We start from the raw sequence: 24,233 nt of genomic DNA on the forward strand, positions 1-24,233 counted from the left end.
ATTTTATCGTTTATAATCCCAGCTGAACACCGACCATGATCGTCCTTGGATTGGGGAACGAACCGTAGTCATAGCCGCGGTTGAACAGGCCGTCACTGATAAAGTCGGGATCATAGCCCTTGTATTTAGTGATCGTCAGCAGATTGAGCCCCGAGAGATAGAATCGTAGACTCCGGATGGTCTTGGTCCTGCCCAGCGTGGATTCGGGGATCGTATAGCCGATCTGGGCGTTCTGTAGCCTGAGATACGACCCGCTCTGGATGAACCTGTCCGAGAACTTTCCGTTGTTGATATCGTTGATCAGCGGCCTCGGTACATTCGTGTGCGTATTTGCCGGCGTCCAGAAATTCAGCTCGTCGGCATGACTGTTGCCGTACTGCCCGGCCATCAGCCCCGCATAAACGCCGTTGTTCACCTTATTACCCGCATTGCCCTGCCAGAAGAAGGAGAGATCGAAATTCTTGTACGACGCCGAGAAATTCAGGCCGTAGTAAAATTTCGGGATCGTCGATCCGAGATAGGTCCTGTCCGAGTCGGTGATGGTCCCGCTGCCGTTGAGGTCCCTGTACTTCAGGTCGCCGGGTGCGATACCGCCGGCCTGCGGCTGCGTAGCGTGCTTGGCAATATCGTTGGCGTCCTGGAAGATCCCCTCCGTGACATAGCCGAACAGCTCGCCCACTTCCCTGCCTACAGCCGTCTTACTGCCTGCGCCATACACGGGGTTGTCGGTGCCGCCCAGCTTGAGCACCCTGTTCTTCAGCGTATAGGCATTCGCGGAAATATTGTAGTTGAACGCCCCGGCGCTGCCGTGGTAGTTGACGGTCAGCTCGATGCCCGTGTTCTTCAGCGAAGCGGCATTGGTCGTGATCGTCTGCGGGAAGGAACCCACGGAATAGGGGATGGGCAGGGACGTGATGATGTCCTTCGAGACGCGGTTAAAATACTCAACGGTAAAGCTCAGTTTCTCGTTGAACAGACCCATATCCATCGCTGCGTCGGAGGTCCGGGTGGTCTCCCATTTCAGCGCGGGATCTGCCACCGATACGACCGTGGAACCCAGCGCGAGCGCGTTGTTGAAGAGGTAATTGGTGGAGTTGTTGATATAGGCCTGATAGTCGTAGTATCCGAGAGAGGATTGATTACCCAGCACGCCGTACCCGCCCCTCGAGCTTGAGACTGCTGATGAGTTCGGGCAGGTGCATGAACTTCTCGTTGCCGATATTCCAGGCCGCCGCGAAGCCGGCGAAATTGCCATAGCGGTGATAGGGACTGAACCTGGACGAACCGTCACGCCGGAAATTCGCGGTCAGCAGATATCGGTCTTCGTAGTTGTAGTTGACCCTTCCCAGCAGCGAGAACAGCGTGGCCGTGCCCTTCCAGCTGGTGACACCCTTGGCGCTGGGATTGGAGACCGCGCCGAAGGTCTGATAGGGGAGGTCCGTCGTGTCCTGCGCCGTCGCAGCGATCCATTCGTTCTTGTCCTCCTGATAGGTCATACCCGCGAGAAAATCGACCTTGTGTTTCCCGGCCTTCAGCTGATACGTGAGGGTATTCTCCACCAGACCGGTGCTGTTGTGGCCGTCCTGCTCGTACATATAGTACTGCGTATTGAGATAGTAGTAACCCATATCGAACCGGGGCTCGAAATGGAAATTCTTGTAGTCGGTGCGGTCATAGCTGACGTTTAACTTGTACTTCAGATTTTTTACGATCTCCAGTTCGCCCCAGGCGTTGCCGAACATCCTGTTCCGGTTGGAATAGTCGTTGACGAGCTTGTTGATGCCGACCACATTGGCGGAGATGGCCCGGTTCTTCACCGCGTCGCTGCCCCCGTAGCCGCCCAGACGGCCCGAATCATAGACCGGCATCGTCGGGATGGCCGTCAGCATGCTCGTGACGGTGCCTCCGAATACCGCGTGTCCGTTGGTCGCGCCGTAGTTGCCCTTGTGCGACTGGGTATAGGCCGCTTTTACTCCCCAGGCAAACCGGCCCTTTTTACCCTGCACACCGCTGTTGAGCGTATACCGGTTGTAAGCCTGCGGTCCCACCTGCGTCCCCGTCTGATTGAAGTAACCCAGAGACGCATTGATAAGATACGTTCTCCGAGCCGCCGGAGATCCCGAGGTTGTGGTCCTGTATGAGCCCGCTCTTCAGCGCGGCCTTCTGCCAGTCCGTATTGATATTCGATACATAGGAGGGATTGGACGGATCGTTGGCCGGCGCCAGCGTCAGCTTTGCATTGGTCTCCGCCGCGCTGACGATCTTCTGATATCCTGCCCGGTCAGTGACAGGGATGCGTTTGGCGATATCCTGCTTTCCGATATAGTCCGTGAACGTTATCCGCGGAGGACCGGCCTTGCCCTTCTTCGTGGTGATGATGATGACCCCCGTGGCCGCGCGCGATCCGTAGATAGCCGCGGCGGACGCGTCTTTCAGGACCTGCAGGGTCTCGATATCGTCCGTCGGGAAATCATAGGGGTTGTCCACGGGGACGCCGTCGATGACGAACAGGGGACTGTTGTTTCCGAACGTACTCGTGCCCCTTATCTTGATCTGGACAAAGCCGCCGGGCTCGCCCGAGCCGTGGACGCTGATGCCCGCGGCCTGGCCCTGCAGCATCTTTGCCACGTCATAGGACGCATTCTTCTTCGCGTCGCCGACGTTGACCACCGCTACCGACCCGGTCAGGTCTTTTTTACGGACCGCGCCATAACCCACCACGACGACGTCGTCGAGGTTGCCGGCCAGCTGGTCCATCCGGATCATGAGATTCCCTTTCAGGGTCACGGTGCGGGGTTGGTAGCCAATGCTGCTGACCACGACGGTGCTGCCCTCGGGCGCTTCGATGGTAAAATTCCCCTGCGCGTCGGTGCTGACGCCCCTGCCGCTCTTCAGGGTGACGGACACGCCTTCCAGCGGGGTATGCTGGGCATTGACGACCGTTCCGCGGTACGTCACGTTTTTACGCTGTGCGAATGTGGGAAAGAACAGACAGGCGAAGAGAAGGAATAGGACGCCTCTCTGCAGGTGAATGCAAGTCAATCTCATAACTGTATTGTTGGTTAAGCAATCGAATTAACGACGGTATGAAGTTGGGAAGAATAATTTTCTTTGTAGCGCCCTTTCCTCTCATAATTTCAGCAAATCATCTCATTTTTGTAGCAATATGACCGAGGACGACCCTGCTTGCGTTGTTTTTGCTCGGCTGCGTGAAGCCGGCGCTGCCCCAGCCCTACTATTTCCGCCACTATCAGGTGGAACAGGGCCTGTCGAACAATGCGGTCATCTGCAGCATACAGGACAGAAGAGGCTTTATGTGGTTCGGTACCAAGGACGGACTCAACCGCTACGACGGCTATACCTTCAAGACCTTCCGCTACAGGCCGGACGACAGCAACAGCATCGGGAGCAATTTTATCCACGCGTTATGCGAGGACCCTTCGGGGAATATGTGGGTGGGGACGGAGAACGGGCTGTATGGATACGACACGTCTACGGAACGCTTCCGGCTGGTGGCGTCGGCTCCGGCGGGACAGATCAGGGCCGTGCAGGCGGACAAGGCGGGCAATCTCTGGTTCGTCTCGGGCTTCTCGCTTTTTAAATATACGCCTGCCAGCGGCAGACTGCAGTACTACGATATCTCACACTATTTCGAATCCAGCTCGATATGCCTCGCTTCGGACGGCAACGTGTGGATAGCTACTACCAATGGATTTTTGGAGAGATACGATTCGTATACGGATAAGTTTACACCTTTTGACGTTTTCGGGCATTCTCACAGGACGGGGTCGAGATGGATCGAGAAGATCTACGCTACTTCGGACGGACAGATCCTCGTCGGTACTTCCAATCAGGGCGCGAAGAGTTTCCGGATCGCGACCGGGGATTACACCGATATACTCACCTATAACAGCGACGGGACCGAGATCTTCGTTCGGGCCTTCCTGCAGACGCGCGACGGGGAGTATTGGATCGCGACCGAGTCGGGTATCTTTATATACAATGGGACCTCGGTGGTCAATCTCCACAAGATGTACAACGACCCATATTCCATTTCGGACAACGCCGTCTATACCTTCTGCAAGGACAGGGAGGGCGGCATCTGGGTCGGCACCTATTTTGGCGGGATCAACTACTATCCGCGGCAGTACACGCCCTTTAAGAAATATTTCCCGAGGACCGGCGAGAACTCGCTCGGCGGCAATGTCGTGAGGGAGATCCGCGAAGACCAGTACCACAATCTCTGGATCGGGACGGAAGACGCGGGCCTCAATAAATTCAACACCGCTACCCAAACCTTCACTCACTACCAGCCCGACGGGACGGCTACCGGTCTGACCTATGCGAATATACACGGGCTGCTACCCCGCGGCAACGAATTGTGGGTGGGTACATTCGAACACGGACTCGACGTACTCGACGTCCGCACGGGGAAGGTGATCCGGCGCTATAACGCCGCGTCGGGCCGATCTTCGCTGAGGAGCAATTTTATCTACTGTATCTACCAGCCGCCGGGCGGACAGCTCATGCTGGGGACAACGATCGGCGCGTATAAATATGATCCCTTAAAGGACGATTTCGACAGCCTGCCGTACCTGCCCTTACACTGCTGGTATTCCAGCCTTTTGCAGGACCGCGGCGGCACCGTCTGGGCGGCAACCTACGGCAGCGGGCTCTACAGCTACAACGGAAAGACCACCAACAATGGGCACGGTGGCGGGACCACCAACTACCGCTATAGCAGGACGGACAGCACATCCCTCTGCAGCGACCGGGTCAACAGCATCTTCGAGGACAGCCGCGGCTGGCTCTGGTTGGCCACGGAAGGCGGGCTGTGCCGGTTCAACAACGGCCGTTTCATCCGCTATACCACGGCCGACGGCCTGCCGAGCAATTTCATCCTCTGCCTGCTGGAGGACAAAAAAGGCCGTCTCTGGATCAGCACCTCGCGTGGGTTGGTCTGTTTGGATCCCCGGGACCGCGCTGTCAAGACTTTTACCCAGGCTAGCGGGCTGCTCAGCGACCAGTTCAATTTCAATTCCGCCTACGAGGATAGCGCGGGAACGATGTATTTCGGCAGCGCGCGTGGTTTTATCAGCTTTAATTCCGGGCATTTTACTGCGAACCAGCTCGCATCCAGGGTGTATATCACCGGCTTTCAGGTACACAATAAGGAGCTTCCCATCGCGGCGGCGGGCTCGCCCTTACGTCAGTCCATTACCAGTACCACGGCGATCACGCTGCCCTACAACCAGTCGAGTTTCAGCATCGACTTCGCCCTGCTCAGCTACACGGCCCCGGAGATTTCCGAGTACGCGTACCGGATGGAAGGCCTCGACAAGAACTGGACCGAGCTGAAGACCAACCGCAAGGCCTATTTCACCGAACTGGCGCCTGGCACCTATACCTTTAAGGTCAAGGCGTCCAACAGCGACGGCGTTTGGGACCAGAAAGAGACCCGGCTGACCATCGCTATACTCCCGCCCTGGTGGCGCAGCTGGTGGGCATATCTGCTGTACGCGCTCGTCGTGGGGGCCATCGTGCGGTACATCATCTACAGCTATCACGTCAGGACCGAAGAGAAGAACAGACGAAAAATGGAAATGCTCGAGGCGGCCCGCGAGAAGGAGATCTTCAAGAGCAAGATCGAATTCTTTATCAACGTGGCCCACGAGATCAAGACGCCGCTGACCCTGATAAAGGCACCGCTGGAAAAAGTGATGCGCGTCGCCGGTGGACAGGATGCCATAAAGGACAGCCTCTCCATCATGCACCGGAATACGAACCGGCTGCTGGACCTGACCAGCCAGCTGCTCGACTTCCGGCAGGCGGAGCTGCAGGGCTATTCCCTCAACTTCGTAAAGGCCAATATCACCGCGCTGGTCGGGGAGATGTGTCAGGGTTTTATCCCACTGGCAGAGCAGAGGGGCATTGCATTCGCCGTTGCGCTCCCGCCCGGGCCGCTCTACGCCTATGTCGACAAGGACGCATTCAGCAAGATCCTCAGCAACCTGCTAAGCAACGCCGTCAAATACGCGCACAGCAGGGTAGAGCTGACGCTGGTTCCGCAGGACGCAACCTTTACCATCGCCATCGCCAATGACGGCTATATCATTCCGCCCGAAATGAAGGAGAAGATCTTCGAACCCTTCTTCCGGCTGAAAGAGACGGAGAAGCAGAAGGGCGCGGGTATTGGGCTGGCGCTGTCCCGGTCGCTGGCCTCCATGCACAAGGGTAGTCTCGTATTGGAGGCGCCCGCGCCTGGCGAAAACGGCGACCGGGTTAGCGACCGCAACACATTTATACTCACCATCCCCATTCACCAGGAGATAGAATTTGATCTATGAAACCTACTTTATTACTGGTAGACGACAACGAGGACATCCTGAGTTTTCTGGGCGAAGAGCTCTCGGAGAAGTATTCGATCCTCAAGGCCCGCGACGGCGAGGAGGCGCTGCGATTGCTAAAGCAGGAAGCCGTCCATCTGGTGGTCAGCGACGTGATGATGCCGGAGATGGATGGCTTTGACTTGTGCCGGGCCATCAAGTCTTCCTTCGAGTTTTGTCATATCCCCGTGATCCTGCTGACGGCGAGAAATACCCTTCAGTCAAAGATCGAGGGGCTCGAGCTGGGTGCCGACGCCTATGTGGACAAGCCGTTCTCGACCGAGTTCCTGCAGGCGCAGATCGCCAGTCTGCTGGTCAACAGGTCGAAGCTAAAGGAATATTTTGCGCACTCACCACTGGTACATATCAAGACCATCGCCTATTCGCGCGCGGACGAGGTCTTTCTCGATCAGCTGACCGAGGTCATCCACAACAACCTCGAGGACGCCGACCTGGATATCGACAAGCTGGCCAGGTTCATGAACATGAGCCGGCCTACTCTGTACCGCAAGATCAAGTCCATCTCCGACCTCACTCCCAACGAACTCGTGACCCTAACGCGTCTGAAGAAAGCAGCCGAGCTCCTCCGCCAGGGCGGCTACAAGATCTACGAGGTCGCGGAGATGGTGGGCTATCATTCGCAGACCAATTTCGGCCGCAGCTTCCTGAAGCAGTTCGGGATGACGCCTTCGGAGTATGTGGAAGGGCGATGAGCCTATTTCATCATCCGCTGACGCAGGGTTCTGCCAATATCTCTCAGCGCCTCGATATTTCGCGCAGGCGCCGGCGCAGCCTTATCCGGCACGACAAACCCGGCATTGAGATACTTCGAATAGAAATCGTTCACCCACAGCCCCGAAGGCTCGGACAATGGATGGATATCCGTAAAAAAGATCGTGGATGGCACAACCGTCAGGGACGGAACCCGGCAGCTGTCCGAATGACACTGGGAAACGATGACTTCCCTTTCTTTCAGGTCCCGGTCGTATGCCTCGGCCTTGCCCGCGACGATATCGACATAGGCAGTGGAGACATTGTTATTGACGTCGAGCAGCAGCGCCAGCAACAGGGTCAACCCCAGCCAGCCAAGTGCGGACGAATATTGCGTTGCCGTCCTCACCAGTTGTTCGTTCCTGTTCAGCACCAGCTGCAGGATAAAAAAACAGCCCAGCAGAAAAAAGAGATAGATCACGTCGAATATCCTTCCCAGATTGCTCCCGCCCGCCGTCCAGACAACGAACAACAGCAGCAGGCCCAGCGTGCAAACAAAGAACCAGCCCCAACTCTTTACCGATGCCTCAGGGTACTGATCCGCGTTCTTTATTTTTTGGGCTATCGGTGCTCCGAACAGCGGAACGTATACGAGGAACGCGACCAGGACCGGCGCGATCCACTGACTGAAATGCACGGCGCTGATCGACAGCGCGCCGGCCACCGTCCAGCTGAGCGATTTCGAGAACTGTTCACCGCCATTGAGCCGGTTGTAATTCCCCGGGGCGGCTATTTCGGCCAGTGCGGCTACTATACAGACGATGCACAGGGCGGCAAGCCAGGGGTCCAGCCTCCTGCTCCTGAGATACTGCCCGATCGTATAGAAATGAATGAACAACACTGTAATGATCAGAGATACTTCGTTACAGCCGATGATCGCTATGCACAGTATCGCGCACAGCAGAAAACCCGGCACCGATGGCCGGCGCAGTCGCACCACGGCGACAAGCAGCAGCATCGTGAGAACATTGGCCAGCTGATAGATCGAATAGCTCGAGAACCAGTAGAATCCTTCAGAGATAGCGGGCGCCTTTGAAAAATACAGGCCAATGAGCAGGGCGCTGAGGGCGAGGGCCTGCCGGGTCGATAAAAGCCCCCGGGTCAGACCTCTTATCATTATGATCACCGAGCCCGCAAACAATAGGATCATCAGGCCCGCGGCGATCCGGTAGTCCTGTAAGGAGTGATAGCGCGTAGGCGTCAACCACCAAATGATACGGGAAAGATATCTCCCCGACCAGTTGAGATAGTCCTGTTTGACGACATACCAAATCCCGTGTTTGGAGAATTCCACGCTATATAGAAAATCCTCCGCCGAAGGGTGGTCATACCTCGCGATATAGAGGAAGGGCAGCAGGACATAACCCGCTGAGATGATCAGAATATTGTAGATGGTTTTCCTGGCCATGAGCCCAAAGATAATGGTAAAAAACTAATCGTTATACACCCGTCGTATGACTAACGGATATCCCTAGTGCTTCTCTTGCATTTGTCGCTACGGCCTGACCATGGAGTACAACGGCGTTGGCAGCATCACCCGCAAGACGCAGACCAGCGACAAGAGCCCCAACGGCAACAACAAATGGATAGCACAGCGACGGAAGATTCACGTATAATCCCGGTTCCGACTCGGTGAAGTTCATTATCAACAACCCGATCGAGCAGCAATTTCATAGATACAATTCCGAAGGCGGCGACCTTATCTACACGCTGTCCGTGGATGGTATCACCAGCATAAGTCTGACGATCCAGCCGCAGTGCAGCGTCTTTGTCAAAAACCTCGTCGTCCGCGAAATGAATACCGACTCCTATACGGTGAAAGACAAAGAGGCCAATGTCTTTGAGATCACCCTGCCGCAGCTGAGCTATGGCTTCATCAGCTGTCAGCGGCTCGAAGGGGTCTATACGAAGATACTGGACAAGGACAGGGTCGTGTGGAAAGGGAAGGAATTCGTGAAAGCGAAATAGCAGGCGTACCCGGACCCACGGGGAGGTCAGCCTGGACGAAAAAATTATCCATGTGGACTATCGGGATCACTCAGCGGGGGACCTGGATGTTCGGGTATATCCGGGTCGTGATCGGGGTTGGTGCCCGGTATTTCGGGACGTTCCGCCAGATTTGGGTCTGGTTCCGCCAGATTTGGGTTGGGTTCGGCCAGATTCTTGTCCGGTTCCCCGGCGGGACGATCGGAATGTTGGGGCGGTTGGGGTGTATCCGGCCCTAATGGCGCCGGTTTGGGGAGCTCCCCATGTCGTGGACTGCGGGATGGCGTCGGTGGGGGTGTCGTATTTGCCATCGTGTGGCTGTTTTTCTCTTACTACCGAGAATATTGTGCCAGGGCAGACCGGCAAACGATCTCCGCATCATCCGTGTCAACCAGTGTCCCGGTCCCGTCATAGACCTCCTGACGGACCCTGACGTCAATGGAATTATCTCGTTGTGTCACAATAGACAGATCGATCGTCCTCTTCCTGGAGTTGCGGTGGATGACGGTACACGAAAATATCAATGGTGGAATAAGGACCATAAAATGGAAGATTTAACGAACCCACTAAGTTATCGCTACCAGGGGACGGCACTTGTATGATCTTGCTATATTCGGAATCCTGGTACTGGCGCGGGGAAATACCCGCAATTTTCTTAAACGTCCTGGAAAAATGAGACTGATCAGAGAAGCCAAAATCGTAGGCGATACCGGTCAGCGAGCTATTCCTGTTCTGAATGGCCTGCATGGCGCGGTGTATCTTCATATGGATGGCGATACACAGCCCCAGAGACTGGTACAAAAGCCTCCCCGGTCCCGACGGCGACTGCAATTCGTGCCTGAGCCTGAGCAGCAGCTGTAACAACATCTTATCCTGCACAAAATTTTGGAACTCCGTTCATCCAAAAGTCGGGCCCGGTTGCTCAAGCCGGGCCCTGCGCTCACGCCTAGCTCTTCAGCTGGCTTCTCAGCGTCTTAAACGACTCGCGCATCTCTTCCGTAAAGACCTTCGGCTGCTCCCAGGCTGCGAAGCTGGCCGCCTTTCTCGAGCCTGTTGTAGTGGATCAGCTTTGGAAAAGCTTTCTCCGCCCAGTGCGCGGCGCCTGATAGATCTCGTCCGGGAAGGCGCTCACCGCCACCGGAATAGTGATCCCCTTGATATCGAAAAATGCCAGCTTGTTCTCCCAGTAGAGACGGGCCGAAGAGACCGCCGTATTGGTCAGCCAGTAGAGCGTGACGTTGTCGAGGACATCGTCCTTACTGAGGCCTTCGGTCTGTCCGTCGAAGACACGGGATATCATCTCGAAACTTTTTTCGTCGTGGTCGAGCATCCATGCTGCCAGACCGATGGGGGAGTCGGAAAGCCCGTACAGCGTCTGGGGACGGTTCGCCATCTCGCTGGCATAGCCGAGACCGTGCTTCCAGAAATAGTCCAGCTGCTCCCAGGCGTGCTGCTCTTCGGGCGTCGACAGTCCGGCGGGAGTGGAACCGCCCGTCGCCAGCGCCTTCGAAACTTCCGCCGGCAGCGTAGCGGCCATATTGGTATGGATCCCCAGCAGCCCCGGAGGCGCGATCAGCGCCATCTGCTCCGTCACTGCGTCGCCCCAGTCACCGCCCTGGGCTACATACTTCGTATACCCGAGGCGTTTCATCAGCGTGATCCACGCGCGTGCAACGCGCTGCGGGTCCCATCCCGTCGTCGTCGGCTTGCCCGAAAAGCCATATCCCGGTAGCGACGGTATCACCACGTCGAACGCGTCCTCCTCCGTTCCCCCATAGGCCGTCGGGTCGGTCAGCGGTCCGATCACCTTCATCTGCTCGATGATCGAGCCGGGCCAGCCGTGCGTGATGATGATCGGCATGGCGTTCTTGTGTTTCGATCGGACATGTATATAGTGTATGTCGAGACCATCGATATTGGTGATGAACTGCGGCAGCGCGTTGAGCCTGGCTTCCACCTTGCGCCAGTTATAGTCCGTCGCCCAGTAGTGCGCGAGCGCCTTCATCGTCTCCAGCCTTACGCCCTGCGTGTAGTCGTTCACCGTCTCTTTTTCCGGCCACTGGGTTGCCAGTACGCGTCTCCGTAAGTCCGCCAGCTGTGCGTCCGACACCTTTACTTGAAAAGGCCGGATCGTCTCGCTGGATTCAGCCTTCATGGTTCCACCGCTCTGCGCATTACCCTGTAGGGCAAGCGCGCCGGCTACCACGGTGCTTGCTATGATACTTTTACTCTGTTTCATGGTCAAATTTTTTAAAGATTTCTGTAAAAGTATCGAGCGTCCCAAGGCTTCTCAATGTGAAATCCCGCTGAATGGACGAAATCCGGCCCGAGACAGGCATTTTCAAAGGTGAAATTTTGGGGTTATTTGCCCCTCACCCGCGGCCCCCGCGGCCTTGCAGCCGTGACGATCAGCCCCGGCACAGCCACCAGCAACAGATAATACCATCTCTCGTCATGGACGAACCCGTTCTCGACGATCACGACATTCAGGAGGACCAGCGCCAGCACGATCACTCCGCGTAGTTGTGTTTTCATGCGACCAGAATTTTGGACAGCATCGTTTCCCAGCTGCGGACCCGGGCTTCCAGCTCCGCGATCTCGTGCACGCTGTTCTGTTCGTTGCGGTAAAAGAAGACCACGACCGGATCCTTTTGGGTCCAAAGGTCCAGCTCGAGCGCGATGGACTTCAGGTAGTCGTCGGGCCGGTTCTTTTTGTAGTCGCTGCTGTGTATCGCCGTATACACCTTCTTTATTCTGCAGGTATGGACCTCTTCCAGATCGATCACCCTCGGGTCGTAGGTCTCATTCTTTTCTTCTACTATTACCAGTTTCCTCTTCGGACCGTCGAGGCCGATCGCCAGGGCGCGTAATATCTCCTGACCGGTAAAGGACAAATTGTGTACCGCCGCGATGTCCCGGAAAAAGGAAAGCATGCTGCGCCGGCTCGATCTTATCTGATTGTTATGCATGATGACAAGAGTTAAAAGGATCCCGGCTATTGCCAGGACAATGAGTAATGCAATGAATATATGTGACATGGATCAGCTATTCATACAGGTGATGGGACAGCCAAAAGGGCTGACGCGTGAATAAGATACACTAACGGCCTTCGCCGGGGACAGGCTAAGCCTTAACCAAAGTGCTGAAGTCTTTGAAATTGGAGATAAAGTAGAGCTCTTTGCAGAAGGGTAGAAACTCCGTAAACGAATCGACATAACTATCCCTCGTGTCGAGGACCACACACCGGGAGGTGTTGCTATGATGGTAGTTGCCGTTCATGCGACAAACATAGTAAATAAAGCAAATGGATAACTTTATGTTTTGTTAAAGCTTGACAAATCGAAGCGTCGTCGCTGCCCCGTCGGACCAGACCCGTAAAAAATAATACCCCGGCTTCAACCACCCCACATTCTCACTGATAAGGCTATTCGAAGAATTACAAACCCTGTTGACCAGCACCCTTCCGGAAAGATCGGCGACCTGAAGTCCCCGGACCATCTGCTGCCGGGCATTTACAAGGGCGACTGTCGAGCCCACAGGATTACTCCGGAGAAAGAGCCCTGCGGCGGACGTTATGTCGACCTCCGCAGTAGTAGACCAGGAATACCTTCCGTCGATATCCACCTGCTTTATCCTGTAAAGAACGACGCCATGCCCGGGCGACGCATCGGTATAACTATACGAGCCGGAAACGCCGCCCTTGTCGGGCAGCGACCCGATAGAAACAAAATTGTCACCAGCCGCGGAGCGTTCAACCTCGAAATGATCGTTATTCGAAACATCCGCCGTTGTCCATTTCAGGTCGACGCCTCCATCTCTGATCTGCGCCGTAAAAGAAGCCCACCTCAGCGGCAGCGCCGTCGCACTGTAAAAATTATAAAGATTGGCCACCTCCGTACTGCTCAGCGTACGGCTATACGCGATCACATCGTCCAGACTTCCGGTATATACCCCCGTCGAAACGCAGGGGTTCCTTCCCATACCGATCAGGGTGGGGGCCGTCCTGGCCGTGGTAGCGGTCCCCGTCGTAGTTGCAACCTGTGCCCCGTCGACATATAAGGTGATAGCTCCGGCGGCTTCGTTGCGGGTCGCCGTTACAAAATGCCAGACGCCGTCATTATAGGTAGCGCTCGTCGACTTGATCGTGATATCGGGATTGCCGATTCCCATGCTTACCTTGCCACCGTCGATCAGCGCCGTGCCCCAGTCATCCGTACCGCCGCAGACCTCCGCGTCCAACAGCGCGGAACCACCGTACCACTGCGTCGAGCTCGGCGCCGTCATCGTGGTCTTGAACCAATAGGCGATCGAGAAATCGTCCTTCAGGGCCGTTACAAGCCCCGATGGGAGCGTACCAGTGGATGTGGACGCCGTAAATGAAGTAGCGTTACCCGCCGTACCAAAACGATTGGTCGTCGCCGTAGTTAGCGTCAGCGTGCCGTTGTATCCATTGCTGCTGACGTCGTTGGCGGTATTGTTCATCGGGTAAAAAGCCACGCCACCGGAAGGCAACTGGGCGGCGGCCGCAAAAGGAATGGCAAAGAGAAAGACTACAAGCATCGTTGTCCTGGTCATGGGGCTTTTATTTGGAGATACAATAATACCGGAGCACTGTTGGCTGCCGGACTGCGAAGGAAGTAGCGGGTATTATAAAGATAGTGGATTTCCGGAAGTTTTGTACTTTTTCCGGTAGTCCACGGGGAAAGGTCGGTATAGCGACGGAATACTTTCCGGAATGCGTCCACGTCATTATATCCGACCTCGTAGATCACCTCGTTGATGGTCTTGCGGTCCGACTCGAGCTGCTTCTTGACGAACTCCACCTTTACCCGCTGGACATACTCGGCGATGGAATTGCCGGTGGCGGTCCTGAATCTTCTCTCGAACGTCCTCCGCCCCACGCCCAGTTTCGTACAGATCTCTTCCACTGAGAAACTGTCGGTGGGATTCCCCTCGATCAGCTGCTGCGCGGCGAGGACCTCATTGTCTCCGTGTCGTTTTTGGCCGAGGAAGATGGCGAAAGGATTCTGACTCTTCCGCTCGATATCGATCTCGAACATCTTCGACGCCAGTACCGACATCTCTCTTCCCTGATATTTCTCGATGATATACAATAGAAGGTTCAGATACGAATATCCTCCCGCGCAGGTGTAGACGCCTGATTCGTCGGTGATGATATTTCCGTCCACGGTCGATACATCAGGGAACATAGACCTGAACTCGTCCCTGGCCGCCCAGTGGATGGCGCACTGCTTTCCGTCCAGCAAGCCGGTCGACGCAAGAAAGAAGGAGCCGACGCAAAGCGCCGCGACCTCCGCGCCCTGGCGATACTGCGCCAGTACCCATTCGCGATAGCCTTCGTTGGCCCGAATGGCTTTGGGGAAGTCCCCGCATAGCAGGGGAGGACGATCAGGTCGGTCTTTGTCACCTCGCCGATCGTCGTATTAGCGTTGATGTTATAGAGTCCGTTGTTGAGCTGGATACTTCTTTCGATACCCACGATATCCACCGTAAAATAAGGCTCCTTCTGCTGGTAACGCAGGAAGTCGTTCACCCTGGTCAGCATCCCCTGGGCGCTGTCGATAGAGTTGATCGTCGCATAATGCAGCGGAAGAATGGATACGTGTTTCATATCCTAAAGATAACCATCTCTTCTGTCGCGATCAACAGGTAAGAATGGCGTTTTTACCCGGTGTCCGGGCAGGGCTGGCTCCCTAGCTTTGTGCTATCAAAATGTAAGAATATGAAAACAGCAGAGATTATCATGATCCCCGTGACGGATCAGCAGAAGGCCAAAGAGTACTACTCCAAACTCGGCTGGCGGGTCGTAGTCGAAGCCCCCGATGGCCATGGCGGCACCTGGCTCCAGATGGCCCTTCCCGGTGAGAACACCACCCTCTCCCTGGCCAGATTTCACGGGATCATCTTCGAGACGGACGACATCGAAGGCGAAATTAAGGCACTTGCCTCCAAAGGTATCGACGCCGGCAAGATCGACGACACCCCCGGGGCCGCTTCGCCTGGCTGAAGGACCCGGACGGGAACGGTCTGTGCCTGCATCAGAAATGAGCGCCTGCCGCGGCGTCCCGCTGCGCCGTATAAACACCTTTTATGGCCGCTGCTGGTACCAGGCCTTGCCCGCACCGTCGACGACTACCGGCGCGGCGCCATGATCCGTAAATACCGGATACTGCTGTACCAGCGCGCCCGTCGCCTGGTCGAGGACGTTCATGGCCCTTGCGCCGGGTTCATCGGGGCCGTAGGTGGAGATACAATATATGAACTGGGGCGTGGTGACTATTCCTTGTCCAAACTCCCCGTCCAGGGCCTTTGACCAGAGAGTCGTCCCGTCTGTCAGTAAGTGTTTGCTGAGCCGGGTAGTTGCGCGGCCAGGGGCAGGCGATTCAAAAACATAGAAGTGCTGGTCGTGATAACCGACTGCGCGTATGGCGCAGGGATACATATATTGACTGACCAGCTGACCCGTGCGGGCGTCAAATACGAGGATCGTCATGTCGTAGTGCGCGCTCGCGTCATACTCGTGGGTGATATAGATCCTGTCGCCGTGATAGTAGGGGTTTCGGATGCAATTGATCCCGAAGAGGCTCAGGTCTGCTTTCCAGAGAAAGCCGCCGTTCTCCGCGTCAAAGGCATATAGCGAGCGCCCGGCCTTTGAAAAAAATAGCGCTCTGTTGTCTGTACAGGCCCTGTGGCAGGCGGTAAGTTTGGCGTATTCAGTAGCCGAATAATTGGTCCAGACCAGCCCGCCAGTAGCCTTTGAGAAGCAGGCGGGACCTTCGATACCGGCTACGATGATGGTCCGGCCCGTCCGGGCCGTCGTCGGAAAGAAGCCGTCGGCGTACCCGCCAAGATTGGTATTGGTCTGCCAGATGGTGTTTCCGGTGGACTTGTCGATGCAGTAGAGATCGGAGCCGCAGTAGTTGTAAAAACACTGATACAGGTGCGGGCCCTCGATAATAGGCTGGCAGGCGCTGGTGGCGCTGTAGCCGTGGGAGAAATACCTGGCGAACTGTACGTTGCCGGTAGCGAGATCCAGCGCCAGAAGGCCGTCCTCCGACGCCTGATATGCCAGACCGTTATCGATAGTTGTATTGTTCGGAGCATTCCCAAAATGGATGCCGTATGGTCCCGAATATAGGCGCAGCCGGCCATTGGCGGCGTCATAGACCCGAAAGGAGTCGGTTAGAAAGACGAGCCTTTCGTGTTCGGCGGCGCTCTTTGGCCGTTGGGGCCTGCGGAGTAGGGGTGATTTTTCCAAGGGGTAAATTAAGTATCGCCGACAAAATTAGACGAGAATCCGATTGGCCGACCCTCCATCTGACCGGCGTGCAGATTTTGCCGTTAACTGTGTCGATATGGGGGATAGGCGTGTAAGCCGCCGGGGCTCCGGGGCTCCATTTGCCGGAGCCGGCGGGCTCCGGAAGAAAACTTTATAAAAAGATAACATACCCAACCCGCGTACCCGCAAAATCCACGCTATCATTGCACGCAATTTTTCATAAACTCTACCTGCTTGAACCTGCTAATCATCGAGGACGAACCCGAGCTGTCGCGCAATATCAGCAGCTATCTCCTGCAAAGTCTCTACACCTGCGAGACCGCGGCCACATTCTCTACGGCAAAGGAAAGACTGGACAGCAACCAATATGACTGCATCATACTGGACATCAACCTGCCCGGCGGCAGCGGCCTCGAGCTGCTGAGGCAACTGAAAAACAAACAGCAGTCCGACGGCGTTCTCATCATTTCGGCGAAAAATTCGCTGAACGACAAAGTCGAGGGCCTCGAGCTCGGCGCCGACGACTACCTGGTCAAACCCTTCCACATGGCCGAACTTTCGGCCAGGGTGGGCGCCATCATCCGCCGGCGGGCCTTCGAAGGGAATAATATCCTGGTGCTGGGCCTGCTCACCGTAGACCTCGTGGCAAAGGCCGCCCGCACGGACAGCGGCGACCTCAACCTCACCAGGAAGGAATATGAGCTCCTGGTCTATTTTGCCAGCAACAAGAACCGGGTCATCACGAAGGAGTCGATCGTCGACCACCTCTGGGAGTCTTCGGTTCAGATGACCGACACCTACGATTTCATCTACTCTCATATAAAAAACCTCCGTAAGAAACTGTCGGACGCAGGTTGTCCCAGCTATATCAAATCCGTCTACGGCATGGGATATAAATTCTCCATCGGCTGATGCGGCGTAAGATAAAATTAACGACACTCTACTATCAGCATATCATTCCCGTCGTGCTGGTCCTCCTGCTCGCGGGCATCGTCAGCAGCTTTTTCCTGGTCCGACGGATCCTGCAGGGCGAGCTCGACGCCATCCTCGTCCGCAGCAAGTCGCGGGTTGCCAACTACATTCGCGTCAACAACCGCCTGCCCGAGATCAATACCTTCGACGACCAGCTGATCCTGTTCAGGAAGGCAGCCGCGCTGAAGGACAGCGTCGTCAGTGATACGATGCAATTTATCCCCGAGCAACGGAAATACCATATCTCGCGGAAACTCACGTTCACAACGATGCTCAACGGACAGCCCTGGGAAGTGACCGTCATACAGCCGCTGGAGGGCACCCGGCACCTGACCATCCTGATCGTCCAGATGGCGATCGTCACGACCTCGGTGACCCTTATTCTCTTCATGCTGATCATCCGTCGGATCCTCTCGAAGATCTGGAAACCCTTCTACCAGTCCCTGCAGCTGATCGAATACTTCAAGATCGACGACCCCAACCGGCCGGCCTTCCCCGACTCGAATATCGAGGAGTTCCGGCTGATGAACGCCCATTTTACAAAGGCGGCTGAGAACGCCAACCGCGACTACCGCAACCTGAAAGAGTTCAGCGAGAACGCGTCCCACGAGCTGCAGACGCCGCTGGCCATTATCCGGTCGAACCTCGACATGATGATGCAGGAGAGGATGACGGAACGGCAGAGCCAGCTGCTCCAGGGCATCTATGCATCCGTACGCCGCATGACCCGGCTCCAGGAATCGCTGTTGCTGCTCACGAAGATCGACAACCGCCAGTTCAGCGCTATCGACGATATCCGCGTCGACCTCGTCCTTAAAGACAAGGTCCAGCAGCTACAGGAGCTGCTCCATGCCCGCAATCTTCAGTGCCGGCTAGACCTCTCCGAGACCTCCATACCAGCCAACCGGGAGCTCGTCGATATCCTGCTCAACAACCTGTTCAGCAACGCCATCCGCCACAACGTAAAAGACGGCGAGATCCTCGCCCGGCTGCGGCCCAATCATCTGCGCGTCAGCAATACCGGCGCCGCCGAAGCCCTCGACAGCAGCCGCATCTTCCGCCGCTTCTACAAAAACCCCGACCAGCCCGGCAACCACGGACTCGGACTCTCGATCATCAGACAGATCTGCGATACGACGGCCATGCAGGTGCAATATGAGTTTACTGACGGCCGACATTCGTTTACTATTCACTGGTAGACACGACTATTGCCCAAAACGACACGGCTATATGGAATTCCTGCACGTCTAACCATTCTAATGCTAGGAGAATGGTAACCCATATATATTTACGGAAATTAAACCACAATGCTGAATTATTTTAAACCTTTCCCTGCAAGACTGCCGCAGCCGTATGTCTTTTTCCCTGCCCTTTTGTTGTTGCTCAGCCTTTCCTATTTCGCCTGCCGTAAATCGTCGGAAACTCAGCAGACATCTGCGACGACGAATATCGTTGAGTCGTACCGCAGCTATTTCGAATCGACCATCAAGTCGTCTTACAATCCCGACCAGGCTCCTCTTTCGGCAAGTTTGAAGGCCACTCTTCATAAGAGTCCTGATTGGAGCCGTGCGCACGTTCTGGACCTTAGTTTTGGAAAGACAGTCGTTGTTCCTTTAGTCTATAAAGAGAATGTATCATTTCAGACAGTAATGGGAAATATATCTCTTGACTCCACTTCAACTTTGCTGCTCTATCTTGACAAACAGGACAGCATGCACACCGAAGTAATCACCAGAATGGCCGATGAGGCGTATATGTACCGGCCCATCGGGAAATTTACCGGGGTTATCACTGTTGAGAACTGGAAAGGTCAACTCCAGGCAGCTTATAGATACGGCAGTACGTCGGCTCAGGCACTCCACCTGATCGATCAGCCGGTCATAGACCACGCGACCAGGCAGGTCACAGACAACAGGGATGCTACCTGCACGGACTATACATATTATATATGCGTGGATAACAATTGCTCGTTTATTGACACTTATGGCGACGACGGCTGTTCGGCCGGTGGGGGTACAGGCGTCCCGGGAGGGACCATTGCGCAAAAAGTCATCTACGACTACAATGACATAAGCAATACCACTGGCCTGACGCTATCACAGATACTGGCATGGGACCGCGCATTTACCTTTGCGCCACCTTCAAGTGCTATTTCCGACATTCCTGCCTATACACACTGTTTTGATGCCAACGGGAGCAGCTATTCAGTAGCCTTGCTGGTGAATTCGCCGGCGCCTGGTCAACAGGTGGCATTCACCCAGAACGCCCCCGGATCAGTTCCTCTGTACAATACCGGGCACACATTCCTGCGTTTTGCTGAAACCTTGGCTAACGGTGCCATGATCACCCGCTGTATCGGTTTTTATCCCACGTCGACTGTCTCGGCTTATACGCAGGCAACGACTTCCAGCCTTGGTAATGACGGAGGACAACACTACAATGCAGGTCTGACCATCCCCGTCACCGCAAGTCAGTTTTCTGCAATTCTCTCCTATATTACCAATGTCAGCGGAGTTAATTTTGCAGTATTTAGCGAAACCGACACGGAGAGGGCATTGGAGGCACTGCAACAAGGCGGCATTAATATAACACCACCGCAGGGAATCTATTTTGATCGGAACGCTTCCCTTGAGAACTATGAGGACTATGTATATGAGTCTGGCGACCTGGCCTGGTATATCATTAGCTCCAGCTGGCCCGCGAACTATACGGTGGTCAATGGATCGATGACGGCCGACCCCAACGTCGGAACTTGTAACTGAGCGTAAATATTGTCTATTCAAAGCCTGGCCATTAAGCCAGGCTTTTTTGTGCCATAGGCCTTGACAACCAAAAATATATTTGGCGAGCCAAAACGTATTACATACATTTAATATCCGATCCCCCCTCCGCCTTATCTCCGTGAATTAGGCCGTCGCACCGGTACTTTAATTTTTCCTAAACCAAAAAGCTTCGCCATGAAAAAATCTCTTGCATGGGCAGTTGGATACTGCCTGCTTTTCTCCTGCACAAACCCTTCCTCCGGACCCGCCGCCAAAGACACGACCGCCGCAGCAACCGCGACCCCCGCTGCCCCGCCGCAGAGCGAATTTGCCGACGCCCGGTATACGGAAATGGGCAAGAAAGTGATGTCCCGGCTGTCATCCGGAGACATCAAGGGAATGTTGGACAACTACGCCGATGACGCCGTCTACAGCTGGTCCGCCGGTGACAGCCTTGCCGGCAAGGCGGCCATAGACAACTACTGGACGATGCGTCGCAGCAAGGTCATCGACTCTCTCCAGTTCTCTATGGACATCTGGCTACCGATAAAGGTCAACCGCCCGCAACAGGGGCCGGACGTTGCCGGCATCTGGCTGCTCAACTGGTCCATGGTGCATGTGAAATACAAGAATGGTGCGAAGCTCGCGATGTGGGTCCACACCGACTATCATTTCAACCAGGCCGACAAGATCGACCGGCAAATAACATATATAGACCGCGCGCCCATTAATAAGGCGCTGGGAATGCACTGATAATCCCTACACCCCTCTATCCAAAGCGTCGGCCACCGGGCCGGCGCTTTTTTTTCACAAAACTATTGCCGGATCAAAAAAACTGTTTTACATTTGTTTTACCAGACTAGACCAGACTAGTAGGAACAAAACGCCAAAAACTAACGAATATGCTTGCAAGAATCTTCTCAAGAGTTTGCCTCCTTGTCCTCGTCGCGGGAGGCGTAGGAATTTTCACACCCGCCAGGACCCACGCCCAGGCAACAACCAAAGCCCAGACCCGCCCCGTCACCGGCCGCGTAACGGACTCCTCGGGCGCCTCCCTCGGCGGGGTCAGCGTAGGTGTCCGCGGAATGAAACACGGCGCCACCACCGACTCTTCCGGCTACTTTTCCCTCAACGTCCCCGCATCCGGGAACATCACGCTCACCTTCTCCATCATCGGCTATCAGGACCAGCAGGTCGCACTCAATGGCCGATCGCATATCGAGGTCTCGCTAAATGGCGGACAGAAAGACCTCGGCGAAGTGGTTGTCATCGGCTACGGCACGCGAAAGAAGGTCAACCTTACCGGCGCCGTCAGCGACATCTCCGGCGGCGAGATCGCCAAATCGCCGGTAGCCAATATATCCAACGCCCTCGCGGGCTCCATGCCCGGCCTCATCGTCAACACCCGCAGCGGCGAACCCGGCGCGGACGACGCAGCGTTCTTTATTCGCGGCGTAGGGACGCTCGGCAATACGGCGCCGCTGATCGTCATCGACGGCATACCCGACCGCCAGGGCGGCTTCAACCGGCTCGACCCCAACGACATCGAATCGTTCACCGTGCTGAAAGATGCCACCGGCGCCATCTACGGCGCGAGAGCCGCCAATGGCGTGGTCTTAGTCACGACCAAGAGGGGCATCAGCGGACGCCAGCAGCTGGCCTTCAACGCCAACGCATCGGTCACCCAGCCCACCCGCACGCCGAAGATGCTCAGCAGCCACGACTATGCACAGTCCGTCAATGAATACGACCAGCTGATAGGCCAGCAGCCGACCTACTCGGCCGGCCAGCTACAGAAATACCAGGACGGCTCCGACCCCTGGGCTATCCCAACACCGACTGGTGGAAGACCGTCATGCGCCCCTGGGCCTTCCAGACGAATGACGTCATGTCCCTCCGCGGCGGCTCCGACAAAATGAAATACTACCTCTCCGGCCAGTACCTGCGCCAGAACAGCATGTACAAGGGAGGCTCTGATTTTTATACCAACAAGAACGCCCGCGCCAACGTCGACATCCAGGCCTCGCCGACCCTGCGCATCGGCCTCGACGCCGTATACCGCAACGAGTACCGCCTCACCGAAGGCCCGCAGTACGGCAGCGCCGGCGACATCTTCAACGAACTCTGGAGCGCATACCCGTACCTGGTACCCCGCTATCCCAACGGACTGGTGGGTGTAGGCATCGGCGGCGGACCGCAGAACAGCATGGTCTACGTCCTCAACGGCCAGCTGGGGAATTCGACCTATAACTACGACTTCCTTCAGACCAAAACCTCGCTGAGCTGGAACCTCGACCGCATCACGCAGGGCCTGCACTTCGACGCCTACTACGCTTATGACCTCTTCTTCTACGGCTATAAGGGTTTCAACGCCCAGCCGCCACCCGCATACAGCTACAACACGACGACTAAGACCTACACCCAGATCTCGTCCACGATACCTCCGAACCTCAACGACTCCACGGCAAGGACCGAAGACCAGCTGTTCAACGCACGCATCGGCTGGCAGCGGAAATTCGGCAAGAGCTCGCTCGAAGCTTTCATCGCCTATGAGATGTCGAAGCAGACCTACACCGGCCTCGACGCCTTCAAGACGGGCTTCCTCAGCAATGGCGTACAGGAGCTCTTCGCCGGCAGCACGATCGGCGCCACCAACAACTCCGGCACCCTGCAGACGGCCCGGCAGAACTACATCGGACGTATCTCCTACAACTACGACGACCGCTATCTCCTCGACTTCAATATGCGCGAGGACGGGTCGCCCAATTTCCCGGTTGGAAAACGCTACGGCTTCTTCCCCGCCGTATCCGGCGCCCGGCGCGTCTCCAACGAGTCCTTCTTCCGGTCCAATACCATCGACGAGCTGAAGGTCCGCGGCAGCTGGGGCAAGACGGGTAATGATGCGGTCTCCCCCTTCCAGTACGTCCAGACCTACCAGCCCGCAGGCCGGTCAGATCTCCCAGTACCTCGCCGCCGGCTATTTCTACGGCGCCAGTCCCTCGCAGGTGCCCGGCTTCGTGCTCGGTCCCACCCCCAACGTAAATATAACGTGGGAGACGGCGACCACCACCGATCTTGGTCTCGACATGCGGCTCTTCAGGAATCTTACCTTCGGCCTCGACGTCTTCCGCAGCAAACGGACGCATATCCTCGTTCCGCCCAACGAGATCGTTCCGCTGTATACTGGACTCAGCCTTCCCGACGAAAATCTGGGCGAGGTTCTCAATCGCGGCATCGAATTCCAGCTCGGATGGCGCAAGACCGTCAACAAAGACTTCTCGTATTTTATCAACGGCAATTTCACCTATGCCGTCAACAAGGTGCTCTTCGAGGCGGAGCCCGCCAGCGTTCCGGCCTACCAGCGCATGACGGGCCACCCTATCGGATCTTTCCTCCTCTATCAGTCCCAGGGCCTCTATCAGGATACCGCTACCGTCAACAAGACGCCGCACCCCATCGGATCGGGCGCGGGCGATATCCGGTACAAGGACGTCAACGGCGACGGACAGATCAACGCCCTGGACAAGGTGCGAACCAATCAGTCCTCGACCCCCCAGATCATGTACGGCATGAGCCTCGGCGGCCGCTACAAGGGATTCGACGCGACGATCTTCTTCCGGGGACAGGCAGCCGCTCAGGCCCTGCTCCAACCCGGCGGTCTCAATATGGCGCAGCAGTTCTTCGACGGCCGCTGGCTCCGGTCCGGCGACAGCAAATACCCCCGCACCTTCAACGGCCCGACCAACGCGACCTACGGCTCCAATACCTATCAGTCGAACTTCTGGCTGCTCAACGACGGATTCCTGCGCCTGAAAAACGTCGAGATCGGCTATACTTTCGGTCGCGAAGGCCTGCTCCAAAAGCGAAGATCTCCTCCGCGCGCATCTATATCAGCGGGAACTGTCTGTTCTCGATCGATAAATGGGGTCCCTCCTTCGATCCCGAGTCGCCGGCTACCACCTCACCGGGTCAGGTGTCCGGTACTACCGGTCGCTACTACCCGCAACAAAGAGTGCTGAACCTCGGTCTGTCGGTCAATTTTTAATTCGCCCACCA

Annotated in this window: 23 protein-coding genes; 10 read left to right on the top strand and 13 right to left on the bottom strand. The window is 56.0% G+C overall.

Features of this window, described 5'->3' with window-relative positions; all coding sequences use genetic code 11:
• Window positions 1-10: 10 nt before the first annotated feature.
• Genes ACQ86N_RS03430 through ACQ86N_RS03440 form a run of 3 tightly spaced genes read right to left on the bottom strand, consistent with a single transcriptional unit; the run spans window position 11 to window position 3,048 of the window.
• Window positions 11-1,150, bottom strand: a complete 1,140-nt coding sequence (locus ACQ86N_RS03430) for a hypothetical protein (RefSeq protein WP_431213954.1) — start codon at window positions 1,148-1,150, stop codon at window positions 11-13.
• Window positions 1,140-2,048 (bottom strand): hypothetical protein, encoded by a 909-nt coding sequence (locus tag ACQ86N_RS03435; RefSeq protein ID WP_431213955.1) that lies wholly within the window; start codon window positions 2,046-2,048, stop codon window positions 1,140-1,142. Before ACQ86N_RS03435 ends, ACQ86N_RS03430 begins: the two co-directional genes overlap by 11 nt.
• Window positions 1,996-3,048 (bottom strand): TonB-dependent receptor plug domain-containing protein, encoded by a 1,053-nt coding sequence (locus tag ACQ86N_RS03440; protein ID WP_431213956.1) that lies wholly within the window; start codon window positions 3,046-3,048, stop codon window positions 1,996-1,998. The genes ACQ86N_RS03435 and ACQ86N_RS03440 overlap by 53 nt, the downstream gene beginning before the upstream one ends.
• 149 nt (window positions 3,049-3,197) lie before the next feature.
• Here ACQ86N_RS03440 and ACQ86N_RS03445 point away from each other — a divergent pair, with 149 nt between their 5' ends.
• Both ACQ86N_RS03445 and ACQ86N_RS03450 read left to right on the top strand, forming a co-directional pair.
• On the top strand, window positions 3,198-6,347 hold the full coding sequence (locus ACQ86N_RS03445; RefSeq protein WP_431213957.1) for a ligand-binding sensor domain-containing protein: 3,150 nt from the start codon (window positions 3,198-3,200) through the stop codon (window positions 6,345-6,347).
• A complete protein-coding gene (locus tag ACQ86N_RS03450; protein ID WP_431213958.1) occupies window positions 6,344-7,099 on the top strand; it encodes a response regulator transcription factor in 756 nt (251 codons plus the stop codon). Before ACQ86N_RS03445 ends, ACQ86N_RS03450 begins: the two co-directional genes overlap by 4 nt.
• 2 nt (window positions 7,100-7,101) lie before the next feature.
• On the opposite strand, the gene ACQ86N_RS03455 is transcribed toward ACQ86N_RS03450, so the two are convergent.
• Complete coding sequence (locus ACQ86N_RS03455) at window positions 7,102-8,565, bottom strand: DUF6056 family protein (RefSeq protein WP_431213959.1); 1,464 nt, start codon at window positions 8,563-8,565, stop codon at window positions 7,102-7,104.
• Window positions 8,566-8,789: 224 nt separating this feature from the next.
• Between ACQ86N_RS03455 and ACQ86N_RS03460 the strand changes: the two genes are divergently transcribed.
• Complete coding sequence (locus tag ACQ86N_RS03460) at window positions 8,790-9,125, top strand: hypothetical protein (RefSeq protein WP_431213960.1); 336 nt, start codon at window positions 8,790-8,792, stop codon at window positions 9,123-9,125.
• A 462-nt stretch (window positions 9,126-9,587) separates the two neighbouring features.
• Here ACQ86N_RS03460 and ACQ86N_RS03465 read toward each other — a convergent pair whose 3' ends face one another.
• The 7 genes from ACQ86N_RS03465 to ACQ86N_RS03495 form a co-directional block, all read right to left on the bottom strand.
• A complete protein-coding gene (locus ACQ86N_RS03465; RefSeq protein ID WP_431213961.1) occupies window positions 9,588-10,022 on the bottom strand; it encodes a helix-turn-helix domain-containing protein in 435 nt (144 codons plus the stop codon).
• Between the two features lie 184 nt (window positions 10,023-10,206).
• Window positions 10,207-11,382 carry an epoxide hydrolase family protein gene (locus ACQ86N_RS03470; protein WP_431213962.1) on the bottom strand — a complete coding sequence of 392 codons (1,176 nt, stop codon included), beginning with the start codon at window positions 11,380-11,382 and terminating at the stop codon, window positions 10,207-10,209.
• 122 nt (window positions 11,383-11,504) lie between these two features.
• The gene (locus ACQ86N_RS03475) at window positions 11,505-11,678 is read right to left on the bottom strand and encodes a hypothetical protein (RefSeq protein ID WP_431213963.1); all 174 of its coding nucleotides are present in this window, start codon (window positions 11,676-11,678) and stop codon (window positions 11,505-11,507) included.
• Complete coding sequence (locus tag ACQ86N_RS03480; RefSeq protein ID WP_431213964.1) at window positions 11,675-12,112, bottom strand: hypothetical protein; 438 nt, start codon at window positions 12,110-12,112, stop codon at window positions 11,675-11,677. The genes ACQ86N_RS03475 and ACQ86N_RS03480 overlap by 4 nt, the downstream gene beginning before the upstream one ends.
• A 154-nt stretch (window positions 12,113-12,266) precedes the next feature.
• Window positions 12,267-12,422 (bottom strand): hypothetical protein, encoded by a 156-nt coding sequence (locus ACQ86N_RS03485; protein WP_431213965.1) that lies wholly within the window; start codon window positions 12,420-12,422, stop codon window positions 12,267-12,269.
• Window positions 12,423-12,467: 45 nt separating this feature from the next.
• The gene (locus ACQ86N_RS03490) at window positions 12,468-13,718 is read right to left on the bottom strand and encodes a LamG-like jellyroll fold domain-containing protein (RefSeq protein WP_431213966.1); all 1,251 of its coding nucleotides are present in this window, start codon (window positions 13,716-13,718) and stop codon (window positions 12,468-12,470) included.
• The gene (locus ACQ86N_RS03495) at window positions 13,715-14,542 is read right to left on the bottom strand and encodes a GlxA family transcriptional regulator (protein WP_431217968.1); all 828 of its coding nucleotides are present in this window, start codon (window positions 14,540-14,542) and stop codon (window positions 13,715-13,717) included. The genes ACQ86N_RS03490 and ACQ86N_RS03495 overlap by 4 nt, the downstream gene beginning before the upstream one ends.
• A 344-nt stretch (window positions 14,543-14,886) precedes the next feature.
• Here ACQ86N_RS03495 and ACQ86N_RS03500 point away from each other — a divergent pair, with 344 nt between their 5' ends.
• Window positions 14,887-15,171: a VOC family protein gene (locus ACQ86N_RS03500; RefSeq protein WP_431213967.1), complete on the top strand. Its 285-nt coding sequence runs from the start codon at window positions 14,887-14,889 to the stop codon at window positions 15,169-15,171.
• Window positions 15,172-15,252: 81 nt separating this feature from the next.
• Here the strand turns inward: ACQ86N_RS03500 and ACQ86N_RS03505 are convergent, their stop codons facing one another.
• Entirely contained in the window at window positions 15,253-16,422 is a 1,170-nt protein-coding gene (locus tag ACQ86N_RS03505) for a PQQ-binding-like beta-propeller repeat protein (protein WP_431213968.1), read from the bottom strand.
• A 255-nt stretch (window positions 16,423-16,677) separates the two neighbouring features.
• Here ACQ86N_RS03505 and ACQ86N_RS03510 point away from each other — a divergent pair, with 255 nt between their 5' ends.
• The 5 genes from ACQ86N_RS03510 (at window position 16,678) to ACQ86N_RS03530 (ending at window position 22,096) form a co-directional block, all read left to right on the top strand.
• Window positions 16,678-17,355, top strand: a complete 678-nt coding sequence (locus tag ACQ86N_RS03510) for a response regulator transcription factor (protein ID WP_431213969.1) — start codon at window positions 16,678-16,680, stop codon at window positions 17,353-17,355.
• Complete coding sequence (locus tag ACQ86N_RS03515) at window positions 17,355-18,614, top strand: sensor histidine kinase (RefSeq protein WP_431213970.1); 1,260 nt, start codon at window positions 17,355-17,357, stop codon at window positions 18,612-18,614. Before ACQ86N_RS03510 ends, ACQ86N_RS03515 begins: the two co-directional genes overlap by 1 nt.
• 108 nt (window positions 18,615-18,722) lie before the next feature.
• On the top strand, window positions 18,723-20,177 hold the full coding sequence (locus tag ACQ86N_RS03520) for a hypothetical protein (protein WP_431213971.1): 1,455 nt from the start codon (window positions 18,723-18,725) through the stop codon (window positions 20,175-20,177).
• A 195-nt stretch (window positions 20,178-20,372) separates the two neighbouring features.
• Complete coding sequence (locus tag ACQ86N_RS03525; RefSeq protein ID WP_431213972.1) at window positions 20,373-20,930, top strand: nuclear transport factor 2 family protein; 558 nt, start codon at window positions 20,373-20,375, stop codon at window positions 20,928-20,930.
• Window positions 20,931-21,079: 149 nt separating this feature from the next.
• A complete protein-coding gene (locus ACQ86N_RS03530; RefSeq protein ID WP_431213973.1) occupies window positions 21,080-22,096 on the top strand; it encodes a TonB-dependent receptor plug domain-containing protein in 1,017 nt (338 codons plus the stop codon).
• A gap of 496 nt (window positions 22,097-22,592) precedes the next feature.
• On the opposite strand, the gene ACQ86N_RS03535 is transcribed toward ACQ86N_RS03530, so the two are convergent.
• Window positions 22,593-22,721, bottom strand: a complete 129-nt coding sequence (locus tag ACQ86N_RS03535; RefSeq protein WP_431213974.1) for a hypothetical protein — start codon at window positions 22,719-22,721, stop codon at window positions 22,593-22,595.
• A gap of 356 nt (window positions 22,722-23,077) precedes the next feature.
• Between ACQ86N_RS03535 and ACQ86N_RS03540 the strand changes: the two genes are divergently transcribed.
• Window positions 23,078-24,196: a TonB-dependent receptor domain-containing protein gene (locus ACQ86N_RS03540; protein WP_431217969.1), complete on the top strand. Its 1,119-nt coding sequence runs from the start codon at window positions 23,078-23,080 to the stop codon at window positions 24,194-24,196.
• Window positions 24,197-24,233: the final 37 nt, after the last annotated feature.

The sequence above is a fragment of the Puia sp. P3 genome, from assembly GCF_050632245.1.
Classification (GTDB): domain Bacteria; phylum Bacteroidota; class Bacteroidia; order Chitinophagales; family Chitinophagaceae; genus Puia.